The 15,429-nt window shown below is 72.9% G+C and carries 15 protein-coding genes; 10 read left to right on the top strand and 5 right to left on the bottom strand.

What is annotated here, in order from left to right; all coding sequences use genetic code 11:
• Positions 1–2: 2 nt before the first annotated feature.
• Together AMK26_RS03435 and AMK26_RS03430 are read right to left on the bottom strand one after the other, a co-directional pair.
• Positions 3–1,022, bottom strand: coding sequence for an aldo/keto reductase (locus AMK26_RS03435; RefSeq protein ID WP_073751727.1), 1,020 nt, complete (start codon positions 1,020–1,022; stop codon positions 3–5).
• Positions 1,019–1,486 carry a MerR family transcriptional regulator gene (locus tag AMK26_RS03430; RefSeq protein ID WP_073751725.1) on the bottom strand — a complete coding sequence of 156 codons (468 nt, stop codon included), beginning with the start codon at positions 1,484–1,486 and terminating at the stop codon, positions 1,019–1,021. Before AMK26_RS03430 ends, AMK26_RS03435 begins: the two co-directional genes overlap by 4 nt.
• 67 nt (positions 1,487–1,553) lie before the next feature.
• On the opposite strand from AMK26_RS03430, the gene AMK26_RS03425 reads away from it, so the two are divergent.
• Entirely contained in the window at positions 1,554–2,378 is an 825-nt protein-coding gene (locus AMK26_RS03425; RefSeq protein ID WP_073751723.1) for a serine hydrolase domain-containing protein, read from the top strand.
• Positions 2,379–2,540: 162 nt separating this feature from the next.
• Here the strand turns inward: AMK26_RS03425 and AMK26_RS03420 are convergent, their stop codons facing one another.
• The gene (locus AMK26_RS03420) at positions 2,541–3,143 is read right to left on the bottom strand and encodes a pirin family protein (protein WP_073752990.1); all 603 of its coding nucleotides are present in this window, start codon (positions 3,141–3,143) and stop codon (positions 2,541–2,543) included.
• 156 nt (positions 3,144–3,299) lie between these two features.
• Here AMK26_RS03420 and AMK26_RS03415 point away from each other — a divergent pair, with 156 nt between their 5' ends.
• The 5 genes from AMK26_RS03415 (at position 3,300) to fabF (ending at position 8,195) form a co-directional block, all read left to right on the top strand.
• A complete protein-coding gene (locus AMK26_RS03415; RefSeq protein ID WP_073751722.1) occupies positions 3,300–4,502 on the top strand; it encodes a PucR family transcriptional regulator in 1,203 nt (400 codons plus the stop codon).
• An 89-nt stretch (positions 4,503–4,591) separates the two neighbouring features.
• On the top strand, positions 4,592–5,515 hold the full coding sequence (locus tag AMK26_RS03410; RefSeq protein ID WP_073751720.1) for an ACP S-malonyltransferase: 924 nt from the start codon (positions 4,592–4,594) through the stop codon (positions 5,513–5,515).
• A 16-nt stretch (positions 5,516–5,531) separates the two neighbouring features.
• The gene (locus AMK26_RS03405) at positions 5,532–6,533 is read left to right on the top strand and encodes a ketoacyl-ACP synthase III (RefSeq protein ID WP_073751718.1); all 1,002 of its coding nucleotides are present in this window, start codon (positions 5,532–5,534) and stop codon (positions 6,531–6,533) included.
• A gap of 83 nt (positions 6,534–6,616) precedes the next feature.
• The gene (locus tag AMK26_RS03400) at positions 6,617–6,865 is read left to right on the top strand and encodes an acyl carrier protein (protein ID WP_073751717.1); all 249 of its coding nucleotides are present in this window, start codon (positions 6,617–6,619) and stop codon (positions 6,863–6,865) included.
• Between the two features lie 67 nt (positions 6,866–6,932).
• On the top strand, positions 6,933–8,195 hold the full coding sequence (fabF, locus tag AMK26_RS03395; protein ID WP_073751715.1) for a beta-ketoacyl-ACP synthase II: 1,263 nt from the start codon (positions 6,933–6,935) through the stop codon (positions 8,193–8,195).
• Positions 8,196–8,471: 276 nt separating this feature from the next.
• On the opposite strand, the gene AMK26_RS03390 is transcribed toward fabF, so the two are convergent.
• Entirely contained in the window at positions 8,472–8,966 is a 495-nt protein-coding gene (locus tag AMK26_RS03390) for a DUF3145 domain-containing protein (protein WP_073751713.1), read from the bottom strand.
• Between the two features lie 249 nt (positions 8,967–9,215).
• On the opposite strand from AMK26_RS03390, the gene AMK26_RS03385 reads away from it, so the two are divergent.
• Together AMK26_RS03385 and AMK26_RS03380 are read left to right on the top strand one after the other, a co-directional pair.
• Positions 9,216–10,115 carry a GDSL-type esterase/lipase family protein gene (locus AMK26_RS03385; protein ID WP_073751711.1) on the top strand — a complete coding sequence of 300 codons (900 nt, stop codon included), beginning with the start codon at positions 9,216–9,218 and terminating at the stop codon, positions 10,113–10,115.
• Entirely contained in the window at positions 10,112–11,047 is a 936-nt protein-coding gene (locus tag AMK26_RS03380) for an aldose epimerase family protein (RefSeq protein ID WP_073751709.1), read from the top strand. The genes AMK26_RS03385 and AMK26_RS03380 overlap by 4 nt, the downstream gene beginning before the upstream one ends.
• Here the strand turns inward: AMK26_RS03380 and AMK26_RS03375 are convergent.
• A complete protein-coding gene (locus tag AMK26_RS03375; protein ID WP_073751707.1) occupies positions 11,044–13,488 on the bottom strand; it encodes a beta-glucosidase in 2,445 nt (814 codons plus the stop codon). The genes AMK26_RS03380 and AMK26_RS03375 overlap by 4 nt on opposite strands.
• A gap of 109 nt (positions 13,489–13,597) precedes the next feature.
• Here AMK26_RS03375 and AMK26_RS03370 point away from each other — a divergent pair, with 109 nt between their 5' ends.
• On the top strand, positions 13,598–14,167 hold the full coding sequence (locus tag AMK26_RS03370) for a TetR/AcrR family transcriptional regulator (protein WP_073751705.1): 570 nt from the start codon (positions 13,598–13,600) through the stop codon (positions 14,165–14,167).
• A gap of 31 nt (positions 14,168–14,198) precedes the next feature.
• On the top strand, positions 14,199–15,428 hold the full coding sequence (locus AMK26_RS03365) for a pyroglutamyl peptidase (RefSeq protein ID WP_073751703.1): 1,230 nt from the start codon (positions 14,199–14,201) through the stop codon (positions 15,426–15,428).
• Position 15,429 lies beyond the last annotated feature (1 nt).

The raw sequence follows: 15,429 nt of genomic DNA, 5'->3' as shown, positions 1-15,429 counted from the left end.
CCCTACACCTCGCGGGAGGCGGAGGCGAACGACATGTCCGGGTACCGGTCGCCGGCCACCTGCGCGGCGATCGGCTCCAGCTTCGCCAGCTCCTGCTCGCTGAGCGTGATCCGGGTGGCCTCGGTGTTCTCCAGCAGCCGGGTGCGCTTGCGGGTGCCCGGGATGGGCACGACGGTCAGGCCGTGCACGGCCGCCCGCTGCTGGACCCACGCGAGCGCGATCTGCGCGGGCGTCGCCCCGTGCGCCTCCGCGACCTCGCGGACGGGCTTCAGCAGGTCGACGTTCCGCTGGGCGTTCTCGCCGGAGAAGCGCGGATGGGCCTTGCGGAAGTCGTTGCCCGACAGGTCCTTGGCCGCGTCGGCGAACGCCCCGGTGAGGAACCCGCGCCCGAGCGGCGAGTACGGCACGAACGCCACGCCCAGCTCGGCCGCCGCGCCCACGGCGCTGCGCTCCACGTCCCGGGAGAACAGCGACCACTCCGACTGCAGGGCGGCGATCGGGTGCACGGCGTGCGCCTCGCGCAGCTCGGGGCCGGTCACCTCGCTGAGGCCGAGGTGCTTGACCTTGCCCTCCTTCACCAGTTCGGCCATCACACCGACGGTTTCGGCGAGCGGCACGGCGGGGTCGCGGCGGTGCATGTAGTACAGGTCGATGACGTCGACGCCGAGGCGGCGCAGGCTGCCCTCGACGCACGACCTGAGGTACGCGGGGTCGTTGCTGACGCCCCGGTACATGGGGTCGTCGGTGCGTACGATGCCGAACTTCGTGGCCAGGGTGATCTCGTCGCGGTGCTCGGCGACGAACGGCGCGAGGAACTCCTCGTTGGCGCCCCGCCCGTAGATGTCGGCGGTGTCGATCAGCGAGACGCCCACCTCCAGCGCGGCGTCCAGGGTGTCGCGGGCGGCAGCCTCGTCGGTGTCGCCGTAGAACTCGCTGATGCCCATGGCGCCGAAGCCCTGGACGCCCACCAGGGGGCCTTCCGTGCCGAGGCGTACCGTCGCGATCTTCTCGATGCCGCTCATGTGGTCCTCTCCGGGGCCCGCCGGGCACCCGCGTAATGGTCGATCTTGTAGTCGAGCACGGCGAGCGTGTCCTGGAGCTCGGCGATCCGGGACCGCACGTCCCGCCGCGTGGCCTCCAGCAGCTCCTGCCGCTCCTCGCAGGTGTGCTCGCCCCGCCGCACCAGCTCGGCGTAGCGCACCATGTCCGCCACCGGCATGCCGGTCAGCCGCAGTTTGCCGACGAAGGTGAGCCAGTCCAGGTCCTTGTTGGTGAAGCGCCGCTGACCGGTGTGGGAGCGGTCGACGTGCGGCATCAGCCCGATCCGCTCGTACCAGCGCAGGGTGTGCGCGGTGAGCCCGGTCCAGGCCGACACCTCGCCGATCGTGTAGCGGTCCTGCCCGTCGGGTCGCGGGTGCGGGTGCGGCGCGGACGGGCAGACGCCCGGGCGCTCGGTCCGTACGGGAGTGCTCTCGATCACCGTCATGGCCTCCACGCTAGGACCTTGGAGTGCACTCCAAGCAAGGCCCTGCCGGGGAGATACGCTCGTACGCATGCGAAGCGTGGCGTTGATCGAGAACTGGCCGGTGGAGACCGCGGCGGCGGCCGTGGTGCGGGCGGACGGCACCGTCGTGGGGGCGCACGGCCCGACCGGCCGGCCCTTCCCGCTGGCGTCGGTGACCAAACCGCTCGCCGCGTACGCCGTGCTCGTGGCGTACGAGGAGGGCGCGGTCGAGCTCGACGAGCCGGCCGGGCCGGAGGGCGCCACCGTACGGCACCTGCTCGCGCACACGTCCGGGCTGGCGTTCGACGAGCACCGGGTCATGGCGGCCCCGGGCACGCGGCGGATCTACTCCAACACCGGGTTCGAGGTGCTGGCCGACCATGTCGCGAAGGCCACCGACATCCCGTTCGCGGAGTACCTGCGCCAGGCGGTGCTGGAGCCGCTGGGCATGACGGCCACCACGCTGGAGGGCTCGCCCGCCAAGGACGCCGTCTCGACGGTCGACGACCTGGTGCGGTTCGCCGCCGAGGTGCAGGCGCCGCGGCTGCTGGACCCGCGCACCGTGCTGGACGCCATGACGGTCGTCCACCCGGGGCTGACGGGCATCCTGCCCGGGTACGGTCACCAGCGGCCCAACGACTGGGGCCTCGGCTTCGAGATCCGGGACGGCAAGTCGCCGCACTGGACGGGGGCTTCGTCGTCCCCGCGTACGTTCGGGCACTTCGGCCAGTCGGGCACGTTCCTGTGGATCGACCCCGACGCGGGCGCGGCGTGCGTGGCCCTGACCGACCGGGCCTTCGGCCCGTGGGCGATCGAGGCGTGGCCGCCCTTCACGGACGCGGTGCTGGCGGAGCTGGCCGGCACGGCGCGCTAGCGGCGCCCGCCGGACCGGGGCGCGCGGCACCGGCACGCGCCGGGGCGCGCCGGCGACGGCGAGCCGGCCGAGGGCGGTGAGGGCGGCGCCGGCTTCCTCGGCGTATCGACGATGGTGTCGCTCAACGGTTCTCCCCCACGGTGTCGGCGCCCCGCGCCGCCATCAGCCGCTCATCTCCCACAGCAGCACCTCGGCCGCCTCCCGTGCGACCAGTTCCAGCCCCTCCGCGCCGGTGATCCGGGCCGCGTCCCCCGGGCCCAGCTCGTCGTCGCCGAGCCGCACCGCGCCGCGCACGACGTGGACGTACACGAAGGCGGCGTCCGGGACGGCGACGCGTTCGCCGGGGGCCGCCGGGCGGCGTACGTGGAGCATGGCGCCGGCGGCGGGCAGGGCGTACGGCGTGGCGTCCGCGATGCCCCGCACGACGTCGTACGACGGGTCGCCGCCCGGTTCCTTCGGCGCCAGCCACATCTGGACGAAGACCAGCGGGTCCTCGCCGTCGTTGCGCTCCTCGTGCCGGACACCGGCCGCCGCGCTGAGGTGTTGTACGTCACCGGGCCCGATGCGCGAGGTGTGGCCGGCCGAGTCGCGGTGGGTGAGCTCGCCCTCGACGACCCAGGTGACGATCTCGGTGTGGCTGTGGGGGTGCTCGTCGAACCCCGAGCCGGGTGCGAGCCGCTCCTCGTTGCAGGCCAGGACGGCGCCGAAGCGGAGGTTGCCGGGGTCGTAGAAGCGCCCGAAGGAGAAGGCGTGCAGGGTCTCGATGCCGGCCGCGGCCTCACCGCCGCGGTAACGCTCGGCGGCCCGCTGGACGGTCCACGCCCACGGGCCCGATACGGGACGCGCGGCGGCCGCCGCTCCGTCCGGATGCCAGGAACTCACGGGACCACCGTAGCCCCGGCGCCGCACTCCCCCGTCCTGATGAGGCAGTCTTGTCCCGTGCCTGAACCCGCAGCGAACGACGCCCACCCCCATGCCGCCACCCTGAAGCGCCTGGAGCAGTCCTCCGGACGCCTCGCGGCGAGCGCCATTGCCCGCATGGACGAGACGCTGCCCTGGTACCGGGCGATGCCTCCGGAGAACCGGTCGTGGATCGGCCTGGTCGCCCAGGCCGGTATCGCCGCGTTCACCGAGTGGTTCCGGCATCCGGAGACCCCGCAAGCGATCTCGACCGATGTGTTCGGTACGGCTCCGCGCGAGCTGACCCGGGCGATCACGCTGCGCCAGACCGTGGAGATGGTGCGCACCACCATCGAGGTCATGGAGTCGGCGATCGAGGAGGTCGCCGCCCCGGGTGACGAGTCGGTGCTGCGCGAGGCGCTGCTGGTGTACGCCCGGGAGATCGCGTTCGCGACGGCCCAGGTGTACGCGCAGGCCGCCGAGGCGCGCGGCGCGTGGGACGCCCGGCTGGAGTCCCTGGTGGTCAACGCGGTGCTGTCCGGGGAGGCCGACGAGGGCGCCGTCTCGCGGGCGGCCGCCCTCGGCTGGAATTCGCCGGAGCACGTGTGCGTGATCCTGGGCACGGCGCCGGACGGTGACAGCGAGCTGACCGTCGAGGCGATCCGGCGCGCGGCCCGGCACGCCAAGCTCCAGGTGCTCACCGGGGTGCTCGGCGACCGGCTGGTCGTCATCGCGGGCGGCAGCGACAACCCGCTCCAGGTGGCCAAGTCGCTGATCGGCCCGTACGCCGCCGGGCCGGTGGTCGCCGGGCCGATCGTGCCGGACCTGCTGGCGGCGACCCGGTCCGCGCAGGCCGCGGCGGCGGGCCTCAAGGCGTGCTCGGCCTGGCAGGACGCGCCTCGGCCGGTGCTGGCGGACGATCTCCTGCCGGAGCGCGCGATGGCCGGTGACCCGTCGGCCCGCGAGCAGCTGGTGGAGGAGATCTACAGACCGCTGGAGGAGGCGGGCTCGGCGCTGCTGGAGACGCTGAGCGTCTACCTTGAGCAGGCGAGCAGCCTGGAGGGCGCGGCCCGGATGCTCTTTGTGCATCCCAATACCGTGCGCTACCGGCTTCGACGTGTGACCGACGTCACCGGATGGTCGCCGTCCGATGTGCGTTCCGCGTTCACGCTGCGGGTCGCGCTGATCCTGGGGCGTCTGGCCGACGGAGATCCCCAGTCCTAGACTTTTGTCGGACACCAACAATTCCCCTGACGGTTCTTCGTCCCTGTCCCCACGGGCGGTGGGAGCCGTCCACAAGAGAGAGTGTGAGGGTGCTCGTACTCGTCGCTCCCGGCCAAGGCGCTCAGACGCCCGGCTTCCTGACTCCCTGGCTCGACCTCCCCGGTGCCGCCGACCGCGTCGCCGCGTGGTCCGACGCCATCGGGCTCGACCTCGTCCACTACGGCACCGAGGCCGACGAAGACGCGATCCGTGACACGGCGGTGGCCCAGCCGCTGCTGGTCGCGGCCGGTCTGCTGTCCGCCGCCGCGCTCGGCGACATCGTCCCGGACGCCGTCGCCGGCCACAGCGTCGGCGAGATCACGGCGGCCGCGTTCGCCGGCGTCCTCGACGACACGGCCGCGCTCGGCTTCGTACGGACCCGGGGTCTGGCGATGGCCGAGGCCGCCGCCGTCACCGAGACCGGCATGTCGGCGCTGCTCGGCGGTGAGCCGGAGGTCACCGTCCCGCACCTGGAGAAGCTGGGCCTGACCCCGGCGAACGTCAACGGCGCCGGCCAGATCGTCGCCGCCGGCACCATGGAGCAGCTCGCGGCGCTGGAGGCGGACAAGCCCGAGGGCGTACGCCGCGTGGTGCCGCTCAAGGTCGCCGGCGCGTTCCACACGCACCACATGGCGCCCGCGGTCGCCACGCTCCAGAAGGCCGCCGACGGCCTCACGGTCGCCGACCCCACGGTGACGTACGTCTCGAACAAGGACGGGCAGCCCGTCGCCACGGGCGCCGATGTCGTCGCCCGCCTGGTGGGCCAGGTCGCCAACCCCGTCCGCTGGGACCTGTGCATGGAAACGTTCCAGCGGCTCGGCGTGACGGGCCTGGTCGAGGTGTGCCCCGGCGGCACGCTCACCGGTATCGCCAAGCGCGCCCTGAAGGGCGTCAAGACGGTCGCCCTGAAGACGCCGGACGACCTCGAGGCGGCCCGTGCGCTCATCGCCGAGCACGCGACGCCCGCCGTCTGACAAGGAGCCGTAGAGCATGGCGAAGATCAAGCCCAGTCAGGGCGCCCCGTACGCACGCATCATGGGTGTGGGCGGCTACCGGCCCACCCGTGTGGTGCCGAACGAGGTGATCCTGGAGACGATCGACTCGTCCGACGAGTGGATCCGCTCGCGCTCCGGCATCGCCACCCGCCACTGGGCCTCCCCCGAGGAGACCGTGACCGCGATGTCGGTCGAGGCGGCCGGCAAGGCCATCGCGGACGCCGGAGTCACGCCCGAGCAGATCGGTGGCGTGATCGTCTCCACCGTGTCGCACTTCAAGCAGACCCCGGCCGTCGCCACCGAGATCGCGGACAAGATCGGCGCCAACAAGCCGGCCGCGTTCGACATCTCGGCGGGCTGCGCCGGCTTCGGCTACGGCCTGACCCTCGCCAAGGGCATGGTGGTGGAAGGTTCCGCCGAGTACGTGCTCGTCATCGGCGTCGAGCGGCTCAGCGACCTGACCGACCTGGAGGACCGGGCGACGGCCTTCCTGTTCGGTGACGGCGCGGGCGCGGTCGTCGTCGGCCCCGCCAAGGAGCCGGCGATCGGCCCCACCGTGTGGGGCTCCGAGGGCGACAAGTCCGAGACCATCAAGCAGACCGTCGCCTGGACCGACTACCGGGACGGCACGGTCGAGAAGTTCCCCGCCATCACGCAGGAGGGCCAGGCGGTGTTCCGCTGGGCCGTCTTCGAGATGGCGAAGGTCGCCCAGCAGGCCCTGGACGCGGCCGGCATCTCGGCGGCCGACCTGGACGTCTTCATTCCGCATCAGGCCAACATGCGGATCATCGACTCGATGGTGAAGACTCTCAAGCTGCCGGAGCACGTCACGGTCGCCCGTGACGTGGAGACGACCGGCAACACCTCGGCCGCCTCGATTCCGCTCGCGATGGAGCGGCTCCTGGCGACCGGTCAGGCGAAGAGCGGTGACACCGCGCTCGTCATCGGCTTCGGGGCGGGTCTCGTGTACGCCGCTACGGTCGTTACCCTCCCCTAGGCACCGTTCGGGTCCCTCCGGACGATCAGCCTCAAAAAACCCTCTGAGAAACACCTCTGAGATACACACCGAAGGAGCGCCACATGGCCGCCACTCAGGAAGAGATCGTCGCCGGTCTCGCCGACATCGTGAACGAGATCGCCGGCATCCCGGTCGAGGACGTCCAGCTGGGCAAGTCCTTCACCGACGACCTGGACGTCGACTCGCTCTCCATGGTCGAGGTCGTCGTCGCCGCCGAAGAGCGCTTCGACGTCAAGATCCCGGACGAGGACGTCAAGAACCTCAAGACGGTCGGCGACGCTGCCGACTACATCCTGAAGCACCAGGCCTGATCGGATCGCCACCCGGCGGTGGCGCCGCATTCCCCGCATACCTCATACACGTGGAGAAAGAATTCCTGTGAACTCGACCAATCGCACCGTGGTCGTCACCGGTATCGGCGCAACCACACCGCTGGGTGGCGACTCCGCCTCGACCTGGGAAGGTCTGCTGGCGGGACGCTCAGGCGTCAAGCCCCTGGACGACGCCCGCTACGCCGACATGCCCGTCCGTATCGCGGCCCGCGTGGCCGTCGACCCGGCCGAGGTCCTGCCGCGCCCGCTGGCGCGCAAGCTGGACCGCTCGGCGCAGTTCGCCGTGATCGCGGCACGTGAGGCGTGGGCGGACGCCGGCTTCACCGCTGCGGCGGGCGAGGACGCGTCCGTCGAGCCCGAGCGGCTCGGCGCGGTCATCGCCTCCGGCATCGGCGGCGTGACGACCCTGCTGGACCAGTACGACGTGCTGAAGGAGAAGGGCGTACGCCGCGTCTCCCCGCACACCGTGCCGATGCTGATGCCCAACAGCCCCTCCGCCAACGTCGGCCTGGAGGTGAACGCCCGCGCGGGCGTCCACACCCCGGTGTCGGCGTGCGCGTCGGGCGCCGAGGCGATCGGCTACGCCATCGAGATGATCCGCACCGGCCGCGCCGACGTGGTCGTCGCGGGCGGCACCGAGGCGGCGATCCACCCGCTGCCGGTCGCCGCGTTCGCCAACATGATGGCGATGTCCAAGAACAACGACGAGCCGGAGAAGGCCTCGCGCCCCTACGACAAGGGCCGGGACGGCTTCGTCCTCGGCGAGGGCGCCGGTGTCATCATCCTGGAGTCGGCCGAGCACGCCGCCGCGCGCGGCGCGAAGGTCTACTGCGAAGCGCTCGGCCAGGGCCTGTCGGCCGACAGCCACCACATCGCCCAGCCGGAGCCGACGGGTCGCGGTATCGCCGCCGCCCTGCAGAACCTGCTGGACACCACCGACCTGAAGCCGGCCGAGGTCGTGCACCTCAACGCCCACGCCACGTCCACCCCGCAGGGTGACGTTGCGGAGGTCAAGGCGCTGCGCAAGGTGCTCGGCGAGGAACTGGACCACGTGGCGGTCTCGGCGACCAAGTCGATGACGGGTCACCTGCTGGGCGGCGCGGGCGGTATCGAGACCGTCGCCACGGTGCTGGCCCTCCACCACCGCACGGCCCCGCCGACGATCAACGTCGACGACCTGGACGAGGAGGTCGACGCGGACATCGTGCGCGGCGAGCCGCGTGCGCTGCCCGAGGGCACGATCGCCGCGATCAACAACTCGTTCGGGTTCGGTGGGCACAACGTGGTGCTGGCGTTCCGCACGGTGTGACGTCGCGCTGTGACGCTGGGCCCACCCCTTGGAGGGGTGGGCCCAGTCCCATGTTCGGGCAGCATCGGGGCGCGGTGGCCACAAGGCCGGTGGGTGGGGGCGGGGCCCCTCCGGGCTCGGCTCTCCCCCAGAGGGGGACCCCCACAGGGCCGGCGGCCTCCCCAAACGGAATCGGGAACCGCGACCGAGCCTCCCCCAAGCTCTCGGCCCCGCCCGCGCCGTGGGGCGGTGCGGCGCGGTGCCGGGACCGCCGGACGGAGTCCGGCGCGTGAAGAGTCAGACGACCTGGTGGAGCCAGCGGACCGGGGCGCCTTCGCCGGCGTAGCGGAAGGGTTCGAGTTCGTCGTCCCAGGGCTTGCCCAGCAGCTTGGCGATCTCGGCCTCCAGCTGCGTCTCGCCCCGGGCGGCGCGGGCGAGGGCGGCGCGCAGGCGGTCCTCGGGGATCAGGATGTCGCCGTGGATGCCGGTGACCGCGTGGAAGATGCCCAGCTCGGGCGTGGCGCTGTAGCGCTCGCCCTCGGCGGTGGAGCAGGGCTCGGCGGTGACCTCGAAGCGGAGCATCTGCCAGCCGCGCAGCGCGGAGGCCAGCTTGGAGGCGGTGCCCGGTTCGCCCTGCCAGGAGAACTCCGCTCTCCAGGTGCCCGGGGACGCCGGCTGCCTGATCCAGTCGAGCTGGACCCGCGCACCGAGCACGCCCGCCACCGCCCATTCGACGTGCGGACACAGCGCGCGCGGTGCGGAGTGTACGTACAGGACTCCACGTGTCGTCACCGGGACCTCCAGTGTGGGACGAGGTTCGCCTTTCCCAGCGGCCTCAGTAAACAGCATCGGGAGTGAAACTCCGCAAAAGGGACAGCATGTGACGTGATGTAATTTACCGGAGCCGGTTGGCGAAGGCGCCTGACGGTTCGACGGGGAAAAGCTACCGTGCGCCGGGGCGCTTGGGATGACGTACGGTCTGCCCGGGGGACGTTGACACCAAGCTTTCACTCGCCAGGACGCCGACGAAAGGGCTACCGGATGCCCGACAGCCCACGGGGCCGTATACGAACTCTCGCCGTGTGGACGGCGGCTGCCGCCCTGCTCTCGGGCGCGGCGCTCACCGGGTGCGAGGCGGAACCGGAGCGCGGGCCGGGCGCGGCGCCGCGCGCCTCCGCGAGCCCCGCGCCCAGGCCCTCCCCCGCGTGGGACCGCAGCCCCGCCTCGGTCGCGGCGGTCGGCGATTCGATCACGCGCGGGTTCGACGCGTGCGGGCTGCTGGCCGACTGCCCCGAGGCGTCCTGGGCGACCGGCACCGACGTACGGGTGAACAGCCTCGCGCGACGCCTGCTGGGCCCGTCGGCGCTGCCCGCCCGCAGCTGGAACCTGGCCCGGTCCGGGGCGCGGGTGGCGGAACTGCCGGGCCAGATGGCGAAGGCCGCCGCGAAGAAGCCGGGCCTGGTGACCGTGATGGTCGGCGCGAACGACGCCTGCCGGGACAGCGCCGAGCTGATGACGCCGGTGTCCGACTTCCGTGGCGCGTTCGAGGAGGCGTTGCGGGAGCTGCGCGAGGTGTCGCCGAAAAGCCAGGTGTACGTGGCGAGCGTGCCCGACCTGAAACGGCTGTGGTCGACCGGGCGGGGCAGCCCGCTCGGCAGGGAGGTGTGGAAGCTGGGCGTCTGCGCGTCGATGCTCGGCGACGCCGACGACCTGGGCGTGGCGGCCGGGGAGCGGCGCGAGGAGGTGTACGAGCGGGTGGTGGCGTACAACGAGGTGCTCCGTGACGTGTGTGCGGAGGACCGGCTGTGCCGGTACGACGGCGGGGCGGTGTTCGACCACCGGTTCACGGGCGCGCAGCTCAGCCGCTGGGACTGGTTCCATCCGAGCAGGAACGGCCAGGAGCGGCTGGCGGAGATCGCGTACCGCATCATCACTGCATGAGAACTCGATGTGAACCGGGCGGCCGGCTGGCCGACGGTACGACGGTCCACCGCTGGGTCATGGAACGGGGCGGCACGCGGGTGGGGGTGCTGACGTACGGCGGCATCGTGCAGTCGGTGGAGGTGCCCGACCGGGACGGTGCCGTCGCGAACGTGGTGCTGGGGTACGGCTCCCCGGCCGGGTACGAGGCCGATCCGGGGCCGTACTTCGGGGCGCTGGTGGGGCGGTACGCCAACCGGATAGCCGGCGGGTCGTTCACGCTGGACGGGCGGACGCACCGGCTGGCGCGCAACGGCGGCCCGAACTGCCTGCACGGCGGCGAGCGCGGGTTCGACAAGCGGGTGTGGGACGCGGAGGCGGTCGACGGCGGGGTGCGGCTGTCGCGGGTCAGCCCGGACGGCGAGGAGGGCTTCCCCGGGCGGCTGGAGGTCTCCGCCACGTACACCCTGGACGCGGAGGGGGCGCTGCGGATCGCGTACGAGGCGGTGACGGACGCGCCGACGGTGGTGGCGCTGACGAACCACACGTACTGGAACCTGGGCGGTGCGCACGAGATGCGGCTCGCCGCCGGGCACTTCACGCCGCTGGACGACGCCGCGATCCCGACCGGTGAGATCGCGACGGTGGACGGCACCCGGCTGGATTTCCGGACGTCACGCCCGGTGGGCACGGGGCTGGACCACAACTTCGTCCTGGACCGTGGCGTCGACGGCCCGGCGGCCGAGCTGTACTCGCCGGTGACCGGCCGGCTGCTGACGGTCCGTACGACGGAGCCGGGCCTCCAGGTGTACGCGCCGGACCACCTCGACGGTGTCGCCCTGGAGACGCAGGCCTTCCCCGACTCCCCGAACCGGCCGGAGTTCCCGAGTACGGTCCTGCGGCCGGGCGAGGTGTACGCGTCACAAACCGTGTACGCGTTCGGGATCCGCTAGTCCGTTCCTTCGACCGTCAGCGTGGCGCGCAGGCGGGTGTCGGTGAGCGAGCGGCTGGCGCGGATCTCGTACGTGCCCGGGATCGCCGTCCACGCGCCGGTCGCCTCGTCCCAGATCTCGAACGCCCTCTTAGGGAGCGGGATCTCGGCCTCGGCACTCTCGCCGGGGCCGGCCTCGACGCTCGCGAATCCCGCGAGCCAGCGGGCCGGGCGCTCCACCCGGTCGTCCACGGGTGCGACGTACAGCTGGACGGTCTCGCGGCCGGGGCGGGAGCCGGTGTTGCGGACGCGGACGGTGGCGCCCTCCGGGGTCAGCTCCAGGGCCTCGTACTCCCAGGTGGTGTAGCCGAGGCCGTGCCCGAAGGGGTACGCGGGGGTGGTGCCGGCCCGGTCCCAGGCGCGGTAGCCGGTGAAGAGGCCCTCGGTGTAGTGGAGTTCGCCGTCCGTGGGGGTGACCTCGGTGACGGGCGCGTCGGCGAGGGTGGCCGGCCAGGTGGTGGGCAGGCGGCCGCCGGGCTCCTCGGCACCGAGGAGGACGTCGGCGAGCGCGGCGCCGCCCTCCTGGCCGGGGAACCAGCTCAGCAGCACGGCCGCGACGTCGTCGCGCCACGGCATCTCGACCGGGGAGCCGGCGTTGACGACCACGACGGTGTTCGGGTTGGCGGCGGCGACGGCCCGTACGAGGTCGTCCTGGCGGCCGGGCAGCTTCAGGTCGGCGCGGTCGAAGCCCTCGGACTCGACGCGCTCGGTGGTGGCGACCACCACGACGGCGGTGTCGGCGGCGCGGGCGGCCTCGGCGGCCTCGGCGATCAGCTCGTCGGGGTCGCGGCGCGGCCCGAGGTGGACGAAGGAGAACATCACGCCCGGCAGCGGCGCGGCGTGCTCCTGGTCGAGCGGGTGGAGGAGGGACACCTCGACGGGGACGCCCTCGGTGAGGGCGACCTTGCCGCGCTCCAGCGGGGCGCCGAAGAACGCCTCGAACGGGTCGGCCTCGTCGCCCATCTCCTGGACGCCGTCGTAGAGGGTCCGGCCCGCGACGGTGAGGGTGAAGGCGCCCAGGCCGCGCGTGCCGAAGGCGTGCTCGCCGCTCTCGCGGGGCGTGAAGGTGCCGGTGATCTCGATGCTGTGCAGCTTCTCGTAGGTGACGCCCTCGGGCAGGTCGTCGCCGATCCACTGGACCTGGCCGTTGGGCAGCGAGCCCGCGCCGATGACGGTGCCGCCGGCGTCGCGGCAGACGGCGCGCAGCTCGAAGCCCTGGCGGGCGGGGGCGAGCTCGTCGCTGGGCTCGGCGCCGATGGCGTAGGTCAGCGTGCCGGAGGGGAGGGCGGCGGTGAGGCCGTCGAGCGGGGAGACGGTGTGGTCGGGGAAGACCTGGGCGGAGCCGCCGCCGAGGACGCGGGCGTCGCGGGCGGCGGCGCCGAGGAGGGCGACGGTCCCGCCCGGCGCCAGCGGGAGGGCACCTTCGTTCCGTACGAGGACGAAGGAGCGGCGGGCGACCTCGCGGGCGAGGGCGTCGCCGTCCAGAGGCGCCGGGTAGGCGGTGACGACGGGCCCGGCACCCTCCAGGGCGCCGACGCGGGCGGCGAGGCGCAGAACGTTGCGTACGGCCGCGTCGACGGCCGTCTCGTCGACCTCGCCCGCGCGGACGGCGGCGGCGAGGGCCTCGCCGTACACGGTGCGGGGGCCGGGCATGGCGACGTCCAGGCCGCCTTCGATGGCGCGCTTGGTGTCGCGGGCGGCCATCCAGTCGGAGACGTTGAAGCCGTCGAAGCCCCACTCGCCGCGCAGCACCTCGTTCACCAGGTGGTGGTGCTCGGTCATGGTGGCGCCGTTGACCTGGTTGTAGGCGGTCATGATGCCCCAGGGGCGGGCGTTGGTGACGATCGCCTCGAAGGGGGCGAGATAGAGCTCCCGGAGCGGCCGAGCGTCGATCTTGTTGTTCACGGTGAAGCGGTCGGTCTCGGCGTCGTTGGCGACGAAGTGCTTGACGGTGGTGCCGACGCCGCCGTCCTGGACGCCCAGGACGTAGCCGGTGCCGATGGCGCCGGTGAGGTAGGGGTCCTCGCTGTACGCCTCGAAGTGGCGCCCGCCGAGGGGTGAGCGGTGGAGGTTGACGGTGGGGGCGAGGAGGACGTGGACGCCCTTGCGGCGGGCCTCCTGGGCGAGGAGCCGGCCGGCGCGGCGGGCGAGGGCGGGGTCCCAGGTGGCGGCGAGCGCGGTGGGGGACGGCAGGGCGACGGAGGGGTCGTCGGCGGTCCAGCGCACCCCGCGTACGCCGATCGGGCCGTCGGACATGACCAGCGACGTCAGGCCGATCTCGGGGAGGGCGGGCAGCGTCCACATGTCCTGGCCGGCCAGGAGGCGGGTCTTGGCGTCGAGGTCGAGCTTGCCGAGTGCCGCCTCGACGGCCGGCTCGTACCGGCTACCGGTCGCGTCTGTCACTGTCGTACCTCCGTGTCGGCGTGCGTGCGGTACGCCCCATGGTGCGCCCACTACCTGTAGTGCGGTAGGTTTCGTTATCTTTCCGTTATCAGAGGAGCGGAGTACGAGAATGGCAGCGGCCAGGGCCAGGAGTGAGGAACGGCGTGCGGAGATCGTGCGCGCGGCCCTCGAAGTGATCGCCGAACGCGGCTACCGGGGCGCGTCGCTCGGCGCGGTCGCCGAGCGGGTCGGCCTGACCCAGCAGGGGCTCCTGCACTACTTCCCCACCAAGGAGGCGCTGCTCGTCGCGGTCCTGGAGGAGCGCGACCAGTGGGACACGGGCGGGAGCGGCGGGCGCGAGGGCTGGCGGCCCGACCTGCTGGTCTCCCTCGTGGAGTACAACGCGATGCGGCCGGGCATCGTGCAGACCTTCTCGGCGCTGCTCGGCGAGAGCGTGACGGAGGATCACCCGGCGCGCGAGTTCTTCACCCGCCGCTACGCCCAGGTGCGGGCCGAGATGGCGGCCGTCCTGCGGGCGGAGTACGGCGACCGGCTGCCCGGCGGGCTGACGCCGGAACAGGCGGCGCCGCTGATGACGGCCGTGATGGACGGGCTCCAGTACCAGTGGCTGCTGGAGCCGGACGCGGTGGACATGCCGGCCGCTTTCCGGGACTTTCTGCGGCTGTTGGGGGCGCGGTAGCGTTCCGGCACCCCTACGGAAGGCTGTCCCCGTGTCACGAATACGGTCGCGTACGACGCTTGTCCTGGTACTCGCCGCGCTGACGGTTCCCACGGCTCCCGCCCGGGCGGCGGCGCCGAGCGTGGAGCCCACCGTCGAGGAGGCCCGCCTCGACCGGGCCGTACCACGGGAGATCCTCACCCGCAGCGGATTCGACACGGTGGCACCCGAGTTCGCCGACGCGCTGAACGGGGCCGGGTCGTACGCGGCGGCCGAGCGGACCGTCGTACGGCACGCCTCGCGGCTGTGGCAGCGGGCGGTGGACCGCGCGCAGGGACGGGGACCGGCGCGGGGTGACCTGAGCCGGGACGACGACCGGCCCTTGTACTGGGCGCGGTTGGCCATGACGCGGGAACTGCGCGCCTGGGAGCCGGGATTCCCCCTGACGCCGGAAGCGCGGGCGCGGCTGCTGGACCGGCTGGAGACCTCCTCGCGCGGCCAGGACACCATCCGCCACCCCGTGGGCAAGGGCGTCAAGCGGGTGCTGATGACCGGGTTCGACCCGTTCACGCTGGACCGGGACATCCGGATCAGCAACCCGTCGGGCGCGGCGGCGCTGGCGCTGGACGGGACGCTGATCCGTACGGCGGACGGGCAGCTCGCCCGGGTGGAGACGGCGGTGTTCCCGGTGCGGTGGGCGGACTTCGCGGACGGCGAGGTGGAGCGGACCCTCGCGCCGCACCTGCCGCGCGTGGACGCCTTCACGACGGTGAGCCAGGGCCGGGTCGGCCGCTTCGACATCGAGCGCTACAACGGGGCCTGGCGCGGCGGGTTCGGCGACAACGAGAACGTGTCCGAGCGGGGCCCCGTGCCGGTCGCCGACCCGGCCTCGCAACCGCAGTGGACGGCGACGACCCTGCCGTACGCGAAGATCGTCGCGGCCGGCACGGGCCCGTTCCCGGTGTACGACAACACGTCGGTGACCGAGATCCCGGCGGGCGGCACGGCCCCGGTGGTCCGCCCCGACGGCCCGACGCCGGGCTCGGCGGCCCGCGCGGGCGGCGGCGGGGACTACCTGTCCAACGAGATCGCGTACCGCGCCACACTCCTGCGCGACCGGCTGGGCCTGCCGGACCTGCCGGGCGGGCATGTGCACACGCCGGTGCTGCGGTTCGGCGCGGGGAACACGGACGCGGTGACGGACCCGGAGTTCCTGCGCAGCCGGGCGGACATCACCGCCCAGGTCAGGGCCGTCATCGCGGTGGCGGCGTCCGGCGCGTAGG

It is taken from the genome of Streptomyces sp. CB03234 (genome assembly GCF_001905885.1).
Taxonomy (GTDB): Bacteria; Actinomycetota; Actinomycetes; order Streptomycetales; family Streptomycetaceae; genus Streptomyces.
The sequence above is the reverse complement of the archived record's forward strand: the minus strand, read 5'-3'. Positions and strand labels throughout refer to the sequence as shown.

Coding starts and splice junctions, on each gene's coding strand:
- AMK26_RS03370 (WP_073751705.1), top strand. CDS start 13,598: ATGGCAGCGGCCAGGGCCAGGAGTGAGGAACGGCGTGCGGAGATCGTG.
- AMK26_RS03380 (WP_073751709.1), top strand. CDS start 10,112: ATGAGAACTCGATGTGAACCGGGCGGCCGGCTGGCCGACGGTACGACG.
- AMK26_RS03405 (WP_073751718.1), top strand. CDS start 5,532: ATGGCGAAGATCAAGCCCAGTCAGGGCGCCCCGTACGCACGCATCATG.
- AMK26_RS03430 (WP_073751725.1), bottom strand. CDS start 1,486: ATGACGGTGATCGAGAGCACTCCCGTACGGACCGAGCGCCCGGGCGTC.
- AMK26_RS03385 (WP_073751711.1), top strand. CDS start 9,216: ATGCCCGACAGCCCACGGGGCCGTATACGAACTCTCGCCGTGTGGACG.
- AMK26_RS03435 (WP_073751727.1), bottom strand. CDS start 1,022: ATGAGCGGCATCGAGAAGATCGCGACGGTACGCCTCGGCACGGAAGGC.
- AMK26_RS03415 (WP_073751722.1), top strand. CDS start 3,300: ATGAGGCAGTCTTGTCCCGTGCCTGAACCCGCAGCGAACGACGCCCAC.
- AMK26_RS03425 (WP_073751723.1), top strand. CDS start 1,554: ATGCGAAGCGTGGCGTTGATCGAGAACTGGCCGGTGGAGACCGCGGCG.
- AMK26_RS03400 (WP_073751717.1), top strand. CDS start 6,617: ATGGCCGCCACTCAGGAAGAGATCGTCGCCGGTCTCGCCGACATCGTG.